Here is an 18,925-nt window from a genome sequence, read left to right as displayed (position 1 = left end):
GAAAGTAACCCCAAACACACCCGTCAAGTCGACAATTCCAACATGAGTAAAGGTGCAACGCCGGAGTTTTGCAAGATATTTCAACCAAGTTTTTTATGGCGCCAGTCAAGCGTCAAATACCTGTAATGTCAGGAATCTCTGTAGATCAATGTGCGCAACAAGAACGTCGGATTGCCCACCACATAGCGACTGAATAATCGCTTTGGCTCACCTATTAGCCTGAACACCCACTCACAACCGAGACGACGCACCCATTGCGGAGCTCGAGTCACCTTGCCGCCGAGAAAATCCAGAATCGCCCCTCCGCACACGACCAGACATGGCACGCCACTGGCGGCTAATTTTGCAGCAACGGCTTCTTGCTTGGGCATGCCCATCCCCAGCACCACCAATTCTGGCTGCAACTGCCGGGCAAGGTTGATGTAGGCATCCACCTCAGCAAAACCATGGTGAGCAGAGACGACATTTACCGCAAATATCGCTTCGCTACGCTGCACCGCATTGGCGAGAAAGGGCTCTTCAGTACCCCAGAAAGCCACGCGCCGGCCCTTGAACGCTGCCAGTAATTTGGGGATGAAATCTGTGCCATTCATGTTTAGCCCCGGCTCTAAGCCGAATCGACGAAACAGGATGGCCATGCCGGAGCCATCCCGTAACAACACGTCAGCAGCCGACAGCGCATTATAGTAATCAGTATTGCCCGCCACCAAGTTCATGGCATGGGCATTGACGAAACCGAGCACCGTCGTCGACTCAGTCTTGGATAAAGCCTCAATCAATCGTTGTTCATCACCCACATCACTGACCACCCTGAGTTTCTGGATAATCGTTTGCCAGTTGTGCTGCCAAGCCAAAGCACGCATTAAGTGTCATCTCGCTTCGAACGCACCCATTCAACCTGGCGCTTAAGCACAAAACCTATGTACAGAGGGATTTTCTTCAACGCGTAGAACGGCGCATACAACAAGGCCAAGAAAGAGATGATCCCGCGACCAAATTGGCTCCAGGCCAACAAGATAGTCACGCTCAATACTGCCACCCCGACAGAGGCCACCAATGCTGGCGTCAACGCTCCGCCGAGCATGAATACTAGCCATGACAGACTAAAGAACGCCCCCAATACTAAAGTCAGTAAGGCCAATGGAGGGACCCATAAATCCACCGTCATAGCCAGCAGGCTCCAGTTACGCCGAGTAATCGACTCCACTACCAGCTTTGGCGCATCACCAAGAATGACCCCTAGATGACCATGTTCCCAGCGCGTACGCTGGGTAATCAAGCCTTCATCGCTGCGCGGAAAATAACTGGTCACCAGAGCATCGGGGCAAAACAAAGGCGGCTTGCCGCTTCGGCAGAAATCCAGGCCCATCTTCAAATCTTCAACGATGTGGCCACTGGCTAAATCGATCATAGTCAGATCCCGCCAGACGAAAGCCATTCCCGTGCCCATTAACTGACAGGGCAAACCAAGCCGGGTCCAACCACGCGGCCGTACCCGATTTTTCACACACCAGGCAAACTCGGCAAGCCGCACTTTTAGCCCTGAACCTGCTGGAGCACGCATTAAGTTAAGTGCTTGCGCTGGTCGCCCTGAGTCGATGCAACAGATTGCCAAACGCTCAATAAAACCCTCAGCCACCTGGCAATCCGCATCGACAATAATCATGACATCTGGCGCATCGCTCGCCAAATGACGCACCCCACAGTCCAGCGCATAACCCTTGCCACGCTGCTGATCATTGCTGCGCTCCACCACCTCGGCACCCGCCATGCGGGCAAGCGCGGCTGTGTCGTCAGAACAGTTATCCGCCACCACCAACAAGCGATCACCCAAAAGCAACTGCGGCCGAATGCTATTTAACGTCGCGACTATGATCGAGGATTCATTGTATGCCGGTATCAACACCGCCACCCGCGGGCGCAATCCTTGCGTCGACGAGCGCGACTTTGCAGGCAGGCAGGCCAGCAGCACCTGCACAAACAGCACCAATACTGGCAGGAGGATGAGTATAAGCAGTGAGCTGAACAGCCAACTAAGTAACGTGATCATGCTCGCGCCCTAAACAAATTAGCCAACTTGGCCGCTTCAGTATCGATGTCGTGCCGCTCCAGCACCCTCTGATGAGCCGCCTCGCCCATCCGCTGCAACACCTCGACAGGTAGCGCGAGGCAGTCCGCCAGCGCCGCCGCCAACTCATCCACAGCTCCTGCGGGAAACAACCAGCCGTTCTCACCCTGTCGCACTAACTCGGGAATGCCCGCCACATAGCTCGTCAGTACGGGTCGGCGCAACGCCATGGCTTCCATGATCACCACCGGCAAGCCCTCGGCGAAGCTCGGCAACACCAAGGCCCGCGCCGCAAGAATTTCCGCCCGCACCTGTTCGCTGCTGATCCAGCCGGTAATTCGCACCTGCGCCTGCAATCCATTCCGTGCAATCAGGGCTTCGATTTGCGCACGCATTTCCCCATCGCCCGCCAGTACTATCTCGAACTCCACGTTTTGCGCTGCCAGGATGCGAGCGGCCTCAAGCAACAACAGTTGTCCCTTCTGCTCACACAAACGACCCACGCAAACCAACCGCGGCGCGGATGGCACGGCAACGGCCGGCACATCGTGAAACGCCCGCTCCAGCCCACAGTGCACCACCTTTACCCTTGGCCAGTGCGCATGAGCCACCCAGCGAAACAGCTGGCTGCGCCCATAAGAACTGATCGCCGCGACAAAGGCCGCGCGCCGGACTTTTTCTCCCAAATGAATAAACTGCGGTTTGTCGAACTCTTCCGGGCCATGCACGGTAAAACTGTACGCTGGCCCGCCGAGTGCGTTGGCCAACATCACCACCTCAGTTGAGTTAGTGCCGAAATGCGCGTGCACATGCTCGGCGCCGAACGCCTGCAACCAGGACAGCACGCGACATGCTTCAAACAAATAGACCAAATGGTACGGCCAGGGCCGATCGGCACGCCGGCCCATGCGTAGCGCCAACCACAGCGCCGAAAAAAAGCGTCGCGGCTGGGCGCGCAGTACCTGCAGCGCAGGCACTAACAGGCCTTTGACTCCGCCCTGCAGCACATAACACGTTTTACTGCGTTCGGACACGTCCTCGGCATCCACCAACTCGGCATCCCAGCCACGCAGAGCAATGCGCTGCACCACAAAGCCCTGACGCTCTAACGCCAAAATCTCGCGACGAATGAAGCTATGGCTGACCTTGGGGTATTGATTGATGAAATAAGCGATACGCATAAGGAACCAGATTTAGTTGTCGTTTCGGTGGATTATTACTGCAGGTAATCCCACAGCAGTACAGGTACCAGGAGCATCAACTCGCGACACGGTGGCTGCTATAACTGCCTATCAACACGCTGTCTATCTTTTTAAAAGTATCATCTAGAAGCTCGTAACGTCTGCGGTACATGGCGCGTTTTTTTGAAGGAATACTTTCAAGCGCCTTCTTGGACAGGATCATGGGAATCTCAAAAAAATCTTCGCGCTCTGACGGAGTCGCTCCATGCTCCAGCCAGATCAAATCATAATTTGCCGCAAGCTCTTTAGCTTTTTCAGCTCCGAAATACGGATGACGATGATGACGATACCTGTCCCCTACCGCGTAAATCCTCCCAACTCCAATATTGATTGCAATATATTTAATAACTTCAATCAGAAAACTTCTTGGCCGAAGACCTTCAAAATCTTTTGTCAGATCCCTATAAATACTCAAGGACCGATCACTCTCCACGCCTTTGTGTATTCCTTGAACTGCACCGACAAAAATACACAACTCAGTGTCCGTGCGGCACAAAGTGAATGCTATTGATGCAATACGCAAATCGCCCTGAAACAGGTTCAGCACCAGCTCTCCTTCACGCATAAACCATACCGGACGATCCAGAACCAAGGAACAACTAGCGGCGAACGCCGATAAATCACTCAATATCAAACTGTCATTTCGCCCCAACAGCAACAGCTGTGGACAGCTTTTGGCGACGACTTCGTAATGCGAGGCTAATACGCTAAGTCTATACTCAGAACTCCAGCTTTTACTGATGTATGGCCAATGAACAACACCCACACAATCCCCGCCCAACTTCTCAACACCGGACTTACCCAGAGCGTTCGACATGCGCCAGAAAAACAATTTTAGCTCAGACCAATTTTTTACAACTAAAATCAGCATTTTAAACTTATTATTCAACGCTCTTAAAGAATACCCTGCATGTAAAAACAACACGCTTTTTAATATCACCCTATTATTCATAGAAGTCTCACTTGTATTCGATCAACGCCGTCTTGCCGGCGCCGAATCTGCTCAAAAGAAACTTGACTTGCCCGAGCATCTCGGGAAATTTCCCCAGCACGAGAAAGAAAGCTTGCAGCCAGTTTTCACGCGTGGATCTATTGCCCCTGCGGGCCAAGCGCACAACCTGCAATGGATAGACCAGCAGCAGAAGCAGCCCAAACCATCCCGACATCAAACTCGCGATAACAGTCGCCAGCGGGACACCCAGTCCCCAGAGCCAGACACGGCGCGACTCACGTAACCAATGTTGCTCTGGTGCGGCCCCATGCAAAAATGCGCCCTCGGCAAAGGCATAACCACCGCGCAGGGTACGCTGCCACCATTGGCCGAACCGGGTCATGGTGGCGTCGTGCAAGGTCATTTCCTCACCCAGACGCCAGATTTTCCATCCATTCCCACGCAGACGCACACACAGCTCAGGCTCTTCCCCGGCAATAAGTTCCGGTCGAAACCCGGACGCTTCGGCAAAGGCGTCAGCCCGCATCAGCGCATCGCCACCACATGCCTTGGCCTCACCTACCGGCGTTTCCCATTCGAGATCACACAGTAAGTTGTAAACCGAGCGCTGTGGAAAACGTTCGCGGCGCCGTCCACAAACCACCGCAACGTCAGGATGTGTATCAAGAAAGACCTGTGCCTGGGGCAGCCAGCCACCGACAACTTCGCAATCACCATCGACAAACTGCACATAACGCATCGCCGGCAATAAGCGTTGCACGCAGGCGAATCCTTCATTGCGCGCGCGCGCAGCTGTAAACGGAATCGTCATATCCAACTCGACTACCTCGACCCCAAGCGTCAAGGCCATCTGCACTGAACCATCTGTTGATCCAGAGTCGACATAAACGACCTTCTGCGCCGCACCGACCAGTGAAGCCAGGCAACGTTCAAGTCGCGGGCCTTCATTGCGACCGATAACAACAATACCCATACCCGTAGCCATGGCGTTCACTCAGCGACGCAATTGAAATAATCCATCGGGTGGTTCATGAGCATTCCCTCGCTTCTGCGTACTTCCTTTTCTTGATAGTCGCAGGCACGCCCACTGCCACCGAGTCGTCCGGCACATCGGTCAGCACCACGGCATTGGCACCAATCACGACATTGTTACCAATGCGGATATTGCCCAGCACCTTGGCCCCCGCGCCGATATCAACATTGTTACCCATTACCGGGGCAATCGGCTCATTCACATTCTTAAGGCCCACGACGACGCCATTACGAATACGGCAATCATCGCCAAACTGCGCATAGCCACTGATCACGATTCCACCGAAATGATCGATGACGAAGTTACGCCCGATCACAACCTCACACGGCAGCTCGATACCCGTCACGATCTGCACCAGTTTGAAGAGCACTTTGTATATAAAGGAGAGCAACTTACGTAATAGCGCCGGGCGCACGCTGTAGCGCCAGCGCCCAAAACGATAAACCACCATCACCCAAAACCCCTGAGCCCCCCAATCTCCCGCGTAGGCACGCAAGTCCGCACGTATGTTTTCGAACATAAATTGTTCTACCGTGTTGGTTGGCTAGCGAATTTGGTATCACGCAGCAACGCCCAGGTCACACGAGCATGCTGCCAACACGCCCCTATAGCGGCCCGGCTGCGGCCTTTCAATAGCGCCTTGAGCGCCAAAATCAGATCACCCAGACTCACCAGTACCATATGCAAGGCCAAACCCAGTAGACCGTGGTGCTTGCGGAAGTACAAAAGCTCACTTTCGATTTGCAACGTGGGTAGCTGGCGACCACTCGCATTGAGTTTGTCAACAGACTTGGCACTTTCACCGCCGATATGCACCACCGTGGTATGCGGGTAGTAAACCACCTTCCAACCAGCCTGTTTGACGCGTTTGCAGTGATCTACCTCCTCGAAATAAAGGAAGTAGCGTGGATCGAACAAGCCCACCTGGTCGATGACTGCACGGCGGATCAGGTAATAGCACCCGGGCACCCAGTCGCACTCACGTACCGAGTTATGATCCCAGGTCATGTCGTCGACCCTTTTCACCCCTGGAAAAAAGCGTTCAAGCCCAGTGTGCGAGAGGAAGACATTCAACGGCGTCGGGAAATAGCGACAAGAGGGTTGCAAATCTCCCTCCCGTCCAACCAACCGAACACCGAGGACACCGCAATCAGGATGAGCCTCCATGTAGTCGAGGGTCTTACTCAGGGTATCAGGGTCAACGAAGGCATCGGTATTAAGGAGCAACGCGTACTTGCCCTGCAGGTGTTCAACCAATTGATTGTTGGCACGACCAAAGCCCACATTATTTTCATTGGCCAGTTGCAACGCCTCTGGACAAATAGTTGCCAGACACTCCAGCGAATTATCGGCAGAGGCATTGTCCACCACCAAATAGCGCGTACGACCCACACTCTTTGACTGGCGTAACGCATTAAACATCGGTTGCAACAACGCCGCTGTATTGTAATTAACCACTAATACATCAAGCGGAGCTCTAACCATTGGGCTGCTCGCCAAAAAAGTGTTGCGCTCTCATTGCTATAAGCTTCGGTTCAAGTGCCGGGTCGTATACACCACTGCGTTGCCTGATAAGGTCAATCCACGGATAAGTGGCGCTACGCTCTTCGACTTTCGCCAACACCTCTTCCATTGTACAAATAACCTTGGCTGGATTACCCGCAACCACTACCCCAGGCGGAACATCTTTTACGACTACAGCACCGGCTGCAACAATCGAATCAGGACCAATAGTCACACGCGGCATGATGATAGAACCATAGCCGATAAAACAATTATCACGTATATCGATAGCGCCGACAGAGTCAAGTTTTTTACCGTAGCGCACCTCGAGCAAGCCGACTATTCCATCGTGGCCGAATAGCGTGCAACACGATAAACCTACATTATTTCCGAGTCGTACTAGCGAAGGGTCAGTTATATTGGCAGCAGGATTGATCCATACGCCTTTACCGATGGAGTGCAGTCCCCCCCACCGAACCATATGTTTAGCCCATTCATACCCGTCCGGTTTACAGAATTTTTTATAGAGCGAGGTCCCATGCCCCGTTGTTTTGGCAATGTGAGCAATAGTACGTTTTAGTAGACTAATCATCCTGTCAGCCTCAACATATTCAGCGATAGATTTCTGTGCCAGGGTTAGATACACCCTGATTCTTCATTACCACTACCCTAAGCGTAGACGCCTCCCTAAAATTCAACACTCAAAAAATCCACAAATATTCCCACTCAGGAATACCTGCCCACCCCGGGCCTCATTTGATCGTTAAGATAATCCGCTAGCCTTAGAGCAAGCTGCAAAAGAGGCATCGTGGGGTTACAGGCACCGCCTGTAGCGAAAACACTGCTGCCCGCAACGTAAAGATTTTCGACGCCGAACACTTTGCAGTTCTCGTCGACAACGCCAAACTCAGGCGACGTCGCCATCCGTGTGGTCCCCATATGATGAGCATGGGGATTGACCTTCAGTGGCAAATCGACGTCATAAACGCACTCTTCCAACTTGACAAAGCCTAGCCCTGTGTCAGCAAAACACTTTGCCACTTCGAGCCCTATGGACTTGACGGTATTTCTGTCTGCCGGGGTGAGTTCCCAATGAATGCTTGCCTTTCTCATCCCTAACGCATCTCGCTCGTCGAGCAACGAGATGCGGCTATTAGGGTTGGGAAACTGCTCGATCAGCGTGCCGAGCACCCCATCCCCAGGGCAATCGAACTTGGTAATAAATTCAATCTTGTGCTCCGCACCTACTTCGCAGACGAGGTTCTCGAAAAAGCCCTTGATTGCAGCCAATCGCCCATAGGATTTCACTTCAGCTACAAACGAGGCCGTCACATTCCCTTTACCCGACCCGTGCTCCATCACGAATGTATCGGTCGTGAAGTACTGCCGAGAATCTGTACCCTGCCCGTCTTTCAGGATGAAGGTTCCCATTTCGACGTTCAGGTGCTCCATGAAGCATCTACCGACGAAACCATCCTTGCTGACGATACCGCCAGCCGCCAGGGACTCACTGTTGAGCAGGTGCCTGGCATTCTCGATCGCGCCTGTCGCCAGTATGAATTGGTTTGCCGTGAGTCGCTCTCGATGCAACTCGTAGTCCGAGACGACTATCGTTCCTATGCGGCCGCTCTTGCTGTCGAACTCAAGATCGACGCAATTGCAATTGATGAAGACATCCAGCCCCTCGGTCTCATTAAGTTCCTTGGCATATTTTTGTGCAAATCGCGTCGGCGGGCTTAGCAGGAAACGATCAGCGTCAAAGTCGGTGCCGTCCAAAGTCGCATTGATAGCCTTGAATCCGGAGTGCGGCGGAAGATCTACAATATCCATGGCCGCCGCCAGATTGCGCTCGATCTCGGAAAACGCGATGGGCCAACCGGGCACGCGCACCGGAGGGCCTACGGTAAAGTCCGACTGTTCGAATGGGCGGCATCGCCCGGCCCAGTGATTGGAGGTCCCGCCAAGAAAGCGCAGGCGTGTTTCCTCAGCGTAGACCTCAAGGCCTGACGATGAGACCTTGTAGAGGTTCTGCGAGGCCGGTGAATACTCGTGCCCACCGCCCTCGACAAGCACCACACGCCGACCATTACCGGCTAAACGCAAGGCCAGCGTAATGCCGGCTGGCCCCCCACCTATGACGCAGACGTCATAGTGGTCGCGGAGTTCTTTCTGCGATTGGTAGTCTTTGATCATGCTTGTGTTTGCCGAAAATGCTGGGCAGGCAGCACCCATCCGTTGATTACAACAAACTCGGATTTAACAGCAGAAGGCCGAGAAACGGCTTTGGAAAATCCGAACATGAGCCCCCCAAGACTCAACAGAGCAAAAGCCTGGAGGAAGCCCCTGCGACCCATCACAGAGGTATTCAAATCAGCTTCTCTCATGATTCAAAGCTCCCCGACATCGAGATTACGTTGGAAATTTCAACTGCACATCAAGGTCACATTTTTTTGGCGACCGCCATCAACACCTCAATGGCGACGCTGTGCCACAGCTTTGGAAACATCAAGAGAAATAGATTAAATCAAAGCCATTTAGCAATACTCGTCAACAACTCCCCACACAAAGCCCCCACCACCAGCATTGGCAGCACTACCAGTTCCCGCTTGAGATTGAACAGCCCCAAACGATAATTGACATAAAAAACCAGAATCAGCGTAGGAAACGTATGCAGGGCGACACCCCAAATCGCGTACTTGACCCCGCCAATAGCCAGCAGCAGAGGCAGCAGCACCCATAACGAGACCACGCGAATGATGTTGTCCATGGCCTGGTACTTGGTGTGCCCCAAAGCAATCCAGACCTGATTCGCCAGCATGTAGCGCATTGTGAAAAAAGAGAGTGAAAGAATGGCCATCATGTTGCCAGCCTGGGCGTAACGCTCATCGTACAAAATGCTGATGAGCAGTGGACTGCCCGTCCAGAACAGTCCACACAAAAACAGACAGGCAAGATCGAGCATCAATTTCAAGCGGTAGTACAAAGCGTGGAGCCGTACGGTGTCGTTAGTTCTTGAGGCCTCACTGAAGGCCGGCAAGGCCACGGACCCGAATATCCTTTGCAACCCAAGCTGAAGAGCTCCCAAAATCAGCACTGCAATGGAGTAAACGCCCAGCTCGCTGGTCGTCATGCTGCCACCAAACCAAATACGATCACCGTACATGGCCAATACGCCCACTGCCGACGACAACAGTATCCAACGGCCGAAGCCGACTAATTCATTTAGCGCAGAACGTTCCCACTGCAGACGGTTAGGCGGGCCCTCGAACCAGACATGACCCAGCAGCGTGTTGACCAGCGCTGAGACCAGACCCGCAGCCACCAGTGACCAGACGGACCTAGTGAAGTAGCCGACGACCAGCATCACCAACAGCCCGACGAGCTGGGACGCAAACTCGGTGAGTACCACTTTCTTTTGCTGGAAAGCGCGCACTGCCAGGTCGATTTTCGTCGACTGGAAACCAGCGATGATTGCCGAGAAACTGGTCACGGCCAACACCAGCGGCAACTCGGGTGCGGCGTAGGTGGAATTGATCGACCACAGATTGAGGGTCTGTGCAAACCAGGCGAGGGCCGCGAGGAGCAGTGTCGAAGCAAAAAGGATAAAGCCGCGCAAGATCTGCACAGTCCAGATGGTATTGAGAAATACCGGATCGTCGCCACGCGGGCTCTGAATAATGTTCTGGCGCAAACCGACATCGGAGAGCAAGTGCAGAACCAGCGAAACGGTGATGGCGATCATCATGATGCCGAACATCTCCGGCATCAGCAGACGGGCCATTACCAGGTTGCCACCCAAGCGAAAGGCCTGGGACGTAACCAGCGCCCCGATGTTCCATGCCCCGGCAGATATCGCTCGCCTGCGAAGGCTCAACGATGGCGATAAATTGACTAACGACATAACATCAACCCCGGACTGAATGGCTCAAAAGGTACTATAGTCGCGTTTTGCCATTCCACTAGCCGTCGCTCATCAATCAATAAGTCCAATCATCCATGCCTGAGCACTTTCGCGCGTTACTCGTCATTCTGGTCCTTGCTGGCATCGTTTTTGCCATCGCACGTCGACCAGCAGCAGACCTGATTCCCGACCGTAATTTCACTCGTCGGCGTAATCTGTGGTTCGTATTGACGCTACTGGCCTTTGTTTCGCACAGTTTCTGGGTGTATGCGGGCATTGCCGCTATCGTTTTGACCTTCGCACGAAAAAGCGAACGCAATCCCGTGGCGTTATTTTTCCTTCTACTGTTTCTCATCCCGCCGGCCCCGTCGGAGATTCCCGGCTTCGGCCTGATTAACTATTTTTTTACCCTGAACCATATTCGTCTACTGGCACTGTGTGTGTTGCTTCCGGCTTTTTTCGCTCTGCGCGGGCGAGCAGACACGGTCCCTTTCGGGCGCACCTGGCCTGACAAGCTGTTAGCCGCCAACCTCCTGTTGACGGGTCTGCTTTACCTGCGCGATACCACGGTCACCGACACTTTGCGCCAAACGCTCTACCTGTTCATCGAAGTTTTTTTGCCTTACTACGTTGCCAGCCGGGCGCTGAAGAACCTTAGCGACTTCAAGGACGCTCTGTTCGGTTTTGTGCTCGCCGCCATGGTGCTGTCGCTCATAGGTCTCTTCGAATTTTCCCGAAATTGGCAGCTATACAGAGCGCTGATCGACGCTTTGGGCCTGCAATGGGAAATGTCCGGCTACTTGAGCCGTGGCGGCTCATTACGCGCCAGCGCCACTACCGGCCAGGCCATTGCACTGGGCTTCGTCATCAGCGTGGCCATCGGCTTTTACCTGTACTTGCAGGAGGACGTACGCAGCCGATTGCAGAGAAGCCTCGGCGCCCTCTTGCTCGCCGGTGGTCTGTTCGCACCGCTGTCGCGTGGCCCCTGGATCGGTGCCGCCGCCATTATCACTGTGTTCATCGCCACCGGCCGCAACGCTGTCAAACGCCTCATCCTGCTGGCGGTCGCCGGAGTGCTCGCCCTCCCCCTGCTGGCCATTGTGCCGGGCGGGCAAAAAGTGCTTGATCTGCTGCCGTTCATCGGCACGGTGGAAGTAGAGAACATCACGTACCGGCAGCGCTTGATTGATAACGCAGTGATTGTTATCCAGCGCAACCCTTGGCTGGGTTCTTTCGATTACCGCAGCACACCGGAAATGCAGTCCTTGACTCAGGGCCAGGGGATCATCGATATCGTGAACACCTATATCGGCATAGCGCTGTCGTTCGGTTTGATTGGTTTGACGCTTTTCGTGGTTTTTTTCGTCAGTGTTCTGCAGGGCATCCGCAAGGGGATGCGTTCGTTCCCCAACAAAGATGATGAGGCACGCCGACTCGGACGTGCACTTCTGGCGACACTGGCCGGGATCCTGATCACCATCGTTACCGTTAGCAGTATCACGGTGATCCCCGTGGTGTATTGGTCGGTGGCTGGACTGGGCGTCGCCTATGCTCAGATGGCGCGCAGGCTCAAGCACACCTCGACGGCCGTCACAGCGAGTGCCCATCTCCAACTCAGGTAGAACCCATGACCCAATTGTTTCGCCGTCCCCAGATACTGCTCCTGCCACTGCTGTTTTTTGCTATTTGGCCGTTTCGTACCTGGGCGTCGGACTGGGTCGTCAGTGTGGATGAGCGCAACGGCCTGCCAATGTTGGTGCGTGGTGGCAGCCCGGTAATTGCTACGACATTCTCGTTCTTTGGGCGTAACTGGGACTGGACGTATTTGCAGACCGAATTCAAGGTAAACGCCCCTTATCGATACTCCCTCGCAGGCAAAAACAAAGCGCTGGATTTTGACTTGACTGCGCAGATTCAGAAGCAAGACGAGCAAAAGTTGACTTGGAAATTTGCCCTGGATGCACGCAGCATGAAGTCGGGCGTGTCAGGTGGCGGCATCGTCTTCACTTTCGACCCCGCCCTTTTCACTGGAGAAATGGGCGAGCCCACTTTGCTACCTGACAACCGCGGCTGGTCCTGGGGCAATGCACAAGGGCGACGCATCGAAATGCGCTTCGAGCCCGCACTGGCGGGTGTGTACTTTGAACCGGGCGGTAAATCCGAGGTGCGTGCTTTTTTCTACAAGAACACGATCAAACCTGGCCGCCAGGATTTCACAGCCACCTTGAGCGTTTCTGGCGATGTGGCGGTTGGCCCAACCAATACCGAGCGCTTCGGACTGTCGGACCCAAAGAACTGGCCGACTGACAAGCTCGACTTGAAAACCTCGCCGGTCGACCTGTCCTTTCTCAACGCTCAGGAAAAACCTGCAGGCAAGCGCGGCTTCATCAAAGCCTCCGGCGAGCAATTGCTATTTGCGGACAACACTGCGGCGCGTTTCTGGGGCACCAACCTTTCGGCCTACACGCTGTTCCTCACGTCAGACGATGCAATCAAGCTGCAGGCCAAACGCCTGTCGGCACTGGGCTTCAATCTCGTACGGCTGCACCACCATGACTCGCCATGGGTCCTCCCGAACATCTTTGGCGACGGCAGGGTCACGCGTAGCACCCAGCAACTAAGCCCGCAATCGCTGAAAAAAATCGACTGGTGGATCAAGTGCCTGAAAGACGAAGGCATTTATGTGTGGCTCGATATGCACGTCCAGCGACCCTTAACTGAAAACGACAACATTTATGGCTACGATGAATTGCCAAAAGAAGAGCAAAACTTTGCCTATCTCAAGGGCTATGCCTATGTGAATCTCACCATTCAAAAAGCCATGAAGCGCTTTACCGAAGCCTACATGACCCATGTAAACAGCTATACCGGTCTCGCCTACAAAGACGACCCGGCGATCGCCGCCGTACTGATCACCAACGAAAACGACGTCACCCGCCACTTTGGCAACGCCCTGTTACCAGACAAGAACGTACCAAAGCACAACAAAATCTACATGGCGGAGGCCGAGGCCTTTGCCAAGCAGCACAATCTATCTGCAGACCAGACCTGGCGCGCCTGGGAGCCAGGCCCCTCCAAGCTGTTCCTTAACGATCTGGAGCGACGTTTCAACGTCGACATGATTCAACACCTGCGTGGAATAGGCGTGAAGGTCCCCATCGCCACGACCAGTAGCTGGGGCGGCGATAGCCTGAACTCCCTGCCGGCCCTTACCGCCGGCGACGTAATCGACGTCCATAGCTACGGGGGCTCGGGACAGATAGAGAAAAACCCGCTCTACAGCGACGGCATAGTGAATTGGATTGCCGCCGGCCAGGTCACCGGCAAACCCTTGACCGTCACCGAGTGGAACAATGAGCCCTTCCCGACACCAGACCGTCACTCGCTGCCACTCTATATCGCCGGCACCGCCCGCCACCAAGGCTGGGATGCACTGATGCAATATGCCTACAGCCAGGAGCCACTGGGGGGCGAAGGGATGAGTGCCAGCAACTGGCACGCCTATAACGACCCTGCAATGCTGGCCACTCTGCCCGCCGCCGCCTTGCTTTATCGCCGTGCAGACGTTCGCGAAGCAACAACCATCTACGTCTTCGCACCGACGCCAAGCACCCTGTTCAACCAAATGATCACACCGGCCAACTCTGCTCTACTGCGCACAGCCATGGAGAAAGGCAAGCTGGAAATCGCGATGCCACAGACGCCGGAATTGCCTTGGTTGCAACAGAGCGTTATCCCAAGCAATGCACAGGAATTTCATGACCCTGACCAGTCGCTGCTGGACGCCAATGCCAGCGAGTCCACGACAGACACGGGTGAGCTAAAGCGCAACTGGAAACAAGGCATCTACACCATCAATACACCGCGTACCCAGGCCGCTACCGGCTGGATCGGCGGCGAGTCGATCAGCCTTGGCAACATTCAGGTTCAAGTGACGACCGCCAACGCCAGTGTGGTGGTGCAAAGTCTGGACGACGCGCCTTTGGGCCGAGCGCAGGATTTACTGATTTCGTTAGGCACCCGTGCCATCCCCCAAGACGACGACAAAATACCTTTTTACGTTGAGCCCCTCGAGGGCACGCTAACAATCCAGGCGCCGCAAGGCTTGACACTGTTCACCCACGGCATTCTGGGGCAAATGAAGAAGCTGCCCGCGACCTACCTTGATGGCCGCTATACAATCAAGTTCGACGGCTTGCAGGCGTCGAGCTGGTTATTTTTGAAAAAAGGCGTCACGCAAGCACAACCTTAGGCGACGCGCAGCCGACCCCTGCCACAGCATCATCACGCACGCAGGCTAGCCAAAAACTAGCCCGTCTTTACAATAATGGTCTGTCAGATTGCGCTGACGTTGCAATCTGCGCCTACACATCAATAGCTTCCAGGAGCGTTGGATGATGTTGCCACAGGCCGTGTCGTGAGAAGACTTTGAAGCCTTACTGCCGTGGAACTGCACGCCAGAGATGCCACGATAAATAAAAACCCTGCTGCACTTTATGGCGCGGTTACAAACATCTCGGCGGCCTGGGGCAACCTAGACTTGTGGGTGCATCGCCGCTACCTGTTCAGCGAGGGCTATTTAAGGGGTGTCAAAATCAAACGATGGAACATAACCTGCGCCGAGCAGATGTGGACATTTCGACGATACAAAATCATCACTTAATAAATCTTCTGAACTTTTATACTTACTCGTGAAAACCCCTGTGATATTTAAAAGAGTATGTGGCAAGGATGATATGCTGATTTTCTGACTTTCTCTTTCCTTCAGCTTTAAAAGCTTGAGCGATTGCTGGCTTGAAACATTATCGGATGCCCAGATAAATGCCGAAACCGGGAGGTCATATTTATTGCCAATTCCATGACCCAAAAGCCCTCGACTGTCATCCATCATGTTTTCACCATGATCCGATGAATAAAACAAGACAGATGGTTTTTTGCTTGACTTCAATTGATCAATAAATGTGCTTAATAGCCAGTCCGTATATAAAATAGTATTATCATATTCTGCGGTAATTCTGTCTTTGAAACTGTTTGTTGACGGCTTGAATTTATCAAAATGTTCTGGGTATCGGCGTGAATACTCGAAATGACTACCCTTGACATGAATAAATATGGCTTTCTTTTCTGTATCGCTTTTTCTTAGTATTTTTTCATATTCTGAAATCAATGCTCCATCATAGCTTCTCTCAAAATATTGACGGTATTGTGCCTCTGCAGCTATTTGTGGAATTATTCCGCCAAAACTATCAACTTCCTGTGCAGACAACCAATAGGTCATGTACCCGGCTGCGCGATATATACTGACCAATGATTTGGTTGACGCAATGGAGTCCCAATCCGATATAGGCTCAAGGCTCAGCATTGAAGGAACCGCGAACGAGGTATATGGGGCTGTCGTGCAGATATTATCAAACTTGAAAATCCCCGCCTGCTTACCGAGATTCGGAGTTGTTTCCTTGTTATAACCGTAGAGGGACCAGTTGTGCGGCCGTGATGACTCACCGATCACAAAAACAATGGTTTCTATATTTGATTGATTCGACATGCTAGTTATTTCTACATTAGATTCTCGACGGCGCTTGATAAGCTTCTCCGTCCCCAAATACAAGTCTGCAGTCAGGCCAATTTGCGATAAATAGCCTATTGGCGTGCTTTGATCTTTTGCAAGGAGATCCATGACTGCAGATTTCCCGAAAGAATTAAGCTTCACGGTTTTATAAAAATACGCCCCATACCCCACTAGCAAGGCGCTAACAACCAAAACAAAAATACCTTTGTTTTTATATAATTCGCGCTTATGCAGGCCTATTAATCCAGCCCCATAGCAAAATATGAAAATCACCAAAACGATACTGATGGACCGCCAGTAAGTCGGTAGAAACTCGCTTGCCTCCTGATAGTTTGTCAAGCCAATAAACATATAAGCAGCTGTTAATCTCGAGTTGAAATTTAAAACCAAAAAGAGATCAATAGTTGCTGCCAAATAGAACGGCAGTAAAATGATGTGAACCTTGAATTGATTGGATGAAATAAATCTAATTGCCAAAAGCCATAACACCGACATGCCAAGGGTGTAAAAGACCAACAAATCAACTTTAGAGTATTGATAGTTTGTTAGCGTTCTAACAATCAACGGTGATAGCAGATATGACCACAATACTAAATTTGGCCATTCTGCTTTGAATATTTTTAATGAGTAATCGATAATTTTGGTGGAGTTTTTCATTTGATAGTTATTCTCGCAGCATACCCATATGCTTCCTCAAGGGTAGCTCCAATTGGCGCGCTCGCTGTATCTTGTTCAAAATATTCTCTCCTTTGGCGTTCCAAACGTAGCGAGTCTCGGCTATTAATGGTCAGGCGGATCGCACTGACGTTGCAATCTGTGCTTGCACAGCAATAGTGTCCAGGAAATCGGAGATCAGGATGAAATTTTTGGTGGTGGGTGGCGCTGGCTATATCGGCTCGCACATGGTTAAACAGTTACTGCGTGCAGGTCACGACGTGGTGGTGGCAGACAACTTTTCCACAGGCCATCGCAGCGCGTTGGCGGGCGGTATATTGGTCGAACTAGACATAGCCGACGCGCAAGCCCTGGACGTCTTGTTTGCCGCACAACACTTTGATGCCGTGTTTCACTTCGCCTCCTTTATACAGGTGGGCGAATCCGTGACCAAACCTGCCAAGTATTACCAAAACAACTTGGCCGCCACCCTGACGTTGCTACAGGCCATGGTTCGTGCGGGCGTTAAAAACTTCATTTTTTCCTCGACCGCCGCCGTCTATGGTGACCCGGTGTATGTACCGATCGACGAGGAGCATCCCAAGGCCGCGATCAACCCTTATGGACGCAGCAAGTGGATGGTGGAGCAGATGCTTGAAGATTTCGACCGCGCATATGGACTGAAATCGGTCTGCCTGCGCTACTTCAACGCCGCCGGAGCAGACCCTGAAGGACAGTTAGGTGAACGCCATGAACCGGAAACCCACCTGCTGCCCCTGATCCTGCAAGCTGCCTCCGGACGCCGCGCAACCATCACCGTCTATGGCCGTGATTACGACACGCCTGACGGCACCTGCATTCGCGACTACGTCCATGTTGTCGATCTCGTTGCCGCTCACGCACTTGCCGTGGATTATCTACTGGCCGGTGGTGCAAGCACGGCTTTCAACCTCGGTAACGGTCAAGGCTTCTCAGTACAGCAAGTGATAGATACCGCGCGCTACGTGACCGGCCAGGATATCTCTATCAGCGAAGCGCCACGCCGCGCTGGCGATCCACCACGCCTTGTGGCCGATCCCCGCAGAGCCAACACATTACTTGGCTGGCAACCGCAATTTGGCTTACTTGAACAGATAGTGGCGCACGCCTGGAGTTGGGAGCAGAAGTACCCTTGGCATTGAAAGTCGGCGCTAGCCAATAGCGCCGATCCCTTGAGGGTGATGCTCTAGTAGTAAGAGCGGTTTTCGGGCTCGGTTTTGTTTAACACCGTGCCAATGAGATTGGCTGTCCCAAGATGATGCAGGCTTTCCTCGATCTCTTTCTTGCTGTTCAATCCATTAGCAACCACAAGCAGGACGCAGTCGAACTTGGGCAGGACGTTAATCACATCATCCGAACTCAACAACGGCGGCAAGTCGAAAATCACGATGCGTGAGTTGTAGCGCTCACGCAGATCAGCAATCAAATGGCTCACTGCGGGCGATGACAGCACCTCGGTGGAGAGAGGAATCGGCTCACGCGTCGGCAGAACCACAAAGCGCGGCAAGGTCGGATTGACCAGTACATCTTGCAGATCAGCTTCATCTGCCAACAATTCATTAAGCGATTTATCCATCGGCAGACCCAGATACTCACCCACCTTCGGACGACGCAAGTCGAAGTCCACCAGTAACGCCGTCTTGGTCGTGTGATGCGCGATACTCATTGCCAGGTTAATAGCCAACACCGTCTTGCCTGCCTCCGGAGTCGGCGAGGTAATGGCGAGCGTGCGCCAGCCATTTTCTTCCATGATTTTTAGAACTTGTGTACGCAGCAGATCGAAAGCCCCGCCCATATTCGAATTTTTGTTGTAAGCCACAATGCGGTTGCGCTCAAGGTGCTCTGGCCGCAAAGGCACAACCTTGGTTTGCACATAACTGAGCGCATTCAGACCTGTGGACTGCGCGGTTGGTGTCATGGCTTTTGACGAGGTCTGTTGCTCGGCTTTTTCGGTATCGGGCTTGA

Annotated in this window: 16 protein-coding genes; 3 read left to right on the top strand and 13 right to left on the bottom strand. The window is 53.0% G+C overall.

Going from position 1 to position 18,925, the window contains the following annotated elements:
* Window positions 1-128: 128 nt before the first annotated feature.
* The 11 genes from ACYZT0_RS08405 to ACYZT0_RS08355 form a co-directional block, all read right to left on the bottom strand.
* Window positions 129-863: a WecB/TagA/CpsF family glycosyltransferase gene (locus ACYZT0_RS08405; protein ID WP_462045424.1), complete on the bottom strand. Its 735-nt coding sequence runs from the start codon at window positions 861-863 to the stop codon at window positions 129-131.
* The gene (locus ACYZT0_RS08400) at window positions 863-2,050 is read right to left on the bottom strand and encodes a glycosyltransferase family 2 protein (RefSeq protein ID WP_462045423.1); all 1,188 of its coding nucleotides are present in this window, start codon (window positions 2,048-2,050) and stop codon (window positions 863-865) included. The genes ACYZT0_RS08405 and ACYZT0_RS08400 overlap by 1 nt, the downstream gene beginning before the upstream one ends.
* Window positions 2,047-3,249 carry a glycosyltransferase family 4 protein gene (locus ACYZT0_RS08395; RefSeq protein WP_462045422.1) on the bottom strand — a complete coding sequence of 401 codons (1,203 nt, stop codon included), beginning with the start codon at window positions 3,247-3,249 and terminating at the stop codon, window positions 2,047-2,049. The genes ACYZT0_RS08400 and ACYZT0_RS08395 overlap by 4 nt, the downstream gene beginning before the upstream one ends.
* Window positions 3,250-3,325: 76 nt before the next feature.
* On the bottom strand, window positions 3,326-4,261 hold the full coding sequence (locus ACYZT0_RS08390) for a DUF535 family protein (RefSeq protein WP_462045421.1): 936 nt from the start codon (window positions 4,259-4,261) through the stop codon (window positions 3,326-3,328).
* A gap of 7 nt (window positions 4,262-4,268) precedes the next feature.
* A complete protein-coding gene (locus ACYZT0_RS08385) occupies window positions 4,269-5,246 on the bottom strand; it encodes a glycosyltransferase family 2 protein (RefSeq protein WP_462045420.1) in 978 nt (325 codons plus the stop codon).
* Window positions 5,247-5,289: 43 nt separating this feature from the next.
* On the bottom strand, window positions 5,290-5,814 hold the full coding sequence (locus ACYZT0_RS08380; protein WP_462045419.1) for a serine O-acetyltransferase: 525 nt from the start codon (window positions 5,812-5,814) through the stop codon (window positions 5,290-5,292).
* 8 nt (window positions 5,815-5,822) lie between these two features.
* A complete protein-coding gene (locus ACYZT0_RS08375; RefSeq protein WP_462045418.1) occupies window positions 5,823-6,779 on the bottom strand; it encodes a glycosyltransferase family 2 protein in 957 nt (318 codons plus the stop codon).
* Window positions 6,772-7,389, bottom strand: coding sequence for an acyltransferase (locus ACYZT0_RS08370; protein WP_462046520.1), 618 nt, complete (start codon window positions 7,387-7,389; stop codon window positions 6,772-6,774). Before ACYZT0_RS08370 ends, ACYZT0_RS08375 begins: the two co-directional genes overlap by 8 nt.
* Window positions 7,390-7,523: 134 nt before the next feature.
* Window positions 7,524-8,990, bottom strand: a complete 1,467-nt coding sequence (locus ACYZT0_RS08365) for an FAD-dependent oxidoreductase (protein ID WP_462045417.1) — start codon at window positions 8,988-8,990, stop codon at window positions 7,524-7,526.
* Window positions 8,987-9,181, bottom strand: coding sequence for a hypothetical protein (locus tag ACYZT0_RS08360; RefSeq protein WP_462045416.1), 195 nt, complete (start codon window positions 9,179-9,181; stop codon window positions 8,987-8,989). The genes ACYZT0_RS08365 and ACYZT0_RS08360 overlap by 4 nt, the downstream gene beginning before the upstream one ends.
* A 140-nt stretch (window positions 9,182-9,321) precedes the next feature.
* Complete coding sequence (locus ACYZT0_RS08355; RefSeq protein ID WP_462045415.1) at window positions 9,322-10,698, bottom strand: oligosaccharide flippase family protein; 1,377 nt, start codon at window positions 10,696-10,698, stop codon at window positions 9,322-9,324.
* 95 nt (window positions 10,699-10,793) lie between these two features.
* Between ACYZT0_RS08355 and ACYZT0_RS08350 the strand changes: the two genes are divergently transcribed.
* Both ACYZT0_RS08350 and ACYZT0_RS08345 read left to right on the top strand, forming a co-directional pair.
* The gene (locus ACYZT0_RS08350; RefSeq protein ID WP_462045414.1) at window positions 10,794-12,320 is read left to right on the top strand and encodes an O-antigen ligase family protein; all 1,527 of its coding nucleotides are present in this window, start codon (window positions 10,794-10,796) and stop codon (window positions 12,318-12,320) included.
* A gap of 5 nt (window positions 12,321-12,325) precedes the next feature.
* Window positions 12,326-14,950 carry a glycosyl hydrolase family 5 gene (locus tag ACYZT0_RS08345; RefSeq protein ID WP_462045413.1) on the top strand — a complete coding sequence of 875 codons (2,625 nt, stop codon included), beginning with the start codon at window positions 12,326-12,328 and terminating at the stop codon, window positions 14,948-14,950.
* Between the two features lie 327 nt (window positions 14,951-15,277).
* On the opposite strand, the gene ACYZT0_RS08340 is transcribed toward ACYZT0_RS08345, so the two are convergent.
* Window positions 15,278-16,924, bottom strand: coding sequence for a phosphoethanolamine transferase (locus ACYZT0_RS08340; RefSeq protein WP_462045412.1), 1,647 nt, complete (start codon window positions 16,922-16,924; stop codon window positions 15,278-15,280).
* A 200-nt stretch (window positions 16,925-17,124) separates the two neighbouring features.
* Here ACYZT0_RS08340 and galE point away from each other — a divergent pair, with 200 nt between their 5' ends.
* Window positions 17,125-18,102, top strand: coding sequence for a UDP-glucose 4-epimerase GalE (gene galE / locus ACYZT0_RS08335; RefSeq protein ID WP_462045411.1), 978 nt, complete (start codon window positions 17,125-17,127; stop codon window positions 18,100-18,102).
* A 44-nt stretch (window positions 18,103-18,146) separates the two neighbouring features.
* Here the strand turns inward: galE and ACYZT0_RS08330 are convergent, their stop codons facing one another.
* The gene (locus ACYZT0_RS08330) at window positions 18,147-18,878 is read right to left on the bottom strand and encodes a CpsD/CapB family tyrosine-protein kinase (RefSeq protein WP_462046519.1); all 732 of its coding nucleotides are present in this window, start codon (window positions 18,876-18,878) and stop codon (window positions 18,147-18,149) included.
* Window positions 18,879-18,925 lie beyond the last annotated feature (47 nt).

This window comes from Pseudomonas sp. ZS1P83 (assembly GCF_054897825.1).
The sequence above is the reverse complement of the archived record's forward strand: the minus strand, read 5'-3'. Positions and strand labels throughout refer to the sequence as shown.

What these genes read in the sequence shown, in the direction of transcription:
- ACYZT0_RS08405 (WP_462045424.1), bottom strand. Translation starts at nt 863, where the DNA reads ATGCGTGCTTTGGCTTGGCAGCACAACTGGCAAACGATTATCCAGAAA.
- ACYZT0_RS08400 (WP_462045423.1), bottom strand. Translation starts at nt 2,050, where the DNA reads ATGATCACGTTACTTAGTTGGCTGTTCAGCTCACTGCTTATACTCATC.
- ACYZT0_RS08395 (WP_462045422.1), bottom strand. Translation starts at nt 3,249, where the DNA reads ATGCGTATCGCTTATTTCATCAATCAATACCCCAAGGTCAGCCATAGC.
- ACYZT0_RS08390 (WP_462045421.1), bottom strand. Translation starts at nt 4,261, where the DNA reads ATGAATAATAGGGTGATATTAAAAAGCGTGTTGTTTTTACATGCAGGG.
- ACYZT0_RS08385 (WP_462045420.1), bottom strand. Translation starts at nt 5,246, where the DNA reads ATGGCTACGGGTATGGGTATTGTTGTTATCGGTCGCAATGAAGGCCCG.
- ACYZT0_RS08380 (WP_462045419.1), bottom strand. Translation starts at nt 5,814, where the DNA reads ATGTTCGAAAACATACGTGCGGACTTGCGTGCCTACGCGGGAGATTGG.
- ACYZT0_RS08375 (WP_462045418.1), bottom strand. Translation starts at nt 6,779, where the DNA reads ATGGTTAGAGCTCCGCTTGATGTATTAGTGGTTAATTACAATACAGCG.
- ACYZT0_RS08370 (WP_462046520.1), bottom strand. Translation starts at nt 7,389, where the DNA reads ATGATTAGTCTACTAAAACGTACTATTGCTCACATTGCCAAAACAACG.
- ACYZT0_RS08365 (WP_462045417.1), bottom strand. Translation starts at nt 8,990, where the DNA reads ATGATCAAAGACTACCAATCGCAGAAAGAACTCCGCGACCACTATGAC.
- ACYZT0_RS08360 (WP_462045416.1), bottom strand. Translation starts at nt 9,181, where the DNA reads ATGAGAGAAGCTGATTTGAATACCTCTGTGATGGGTCGCAGGGGCTTC.
- ACYZT0_RS08355 (WP_462045415.1), bottom strand. Translation starts at nt 10,698, where the DNA reads ATGTCGTTAGTCAATTTATCGCCATCGTTGAGCCTTCGCAGGCGAGCG.
- ACYZT0_RS08350 (WP_462045414.1), top strand. Translation starts at nt 10,794, where the DNA reads ATGCCTGAGCACTTTCGCGCGTTACTCGTCATTCTGGTCCTTGCTGGC.
- ACYZT0_RS08345 (WP_462045413.1), top strand. Translation starts at nt 12,326, where the DNA reads ATGACCCAATTGTTTCGCCGTCCCCAGATACTGCTCCTGCCACTGCTG.
- ACYZT0_RS08340 (WP_462045412.1), bottom strand. Translation starts at nt 16,924, where the DNA reads ATGAAAAACTCCACCAAAATTATCGATTACTCATTAAAAATATTCAAA.
- galE (WP_462045411.1), top strand. Translation starts at nt 17,125, where the DNA reads ATGAAATTTTTGGTGGTGGGTGGCGCTGGCTATATCGGCTCGCACATG.
- ACYZT0_RS08330 (WP_462046519.1), bottom strand. Translation starts at nt 18,878, where the DNA reads ATGACACCAACCGCGCAGTCCACAGGTCTGAATGCGCTCAGTTATGTG.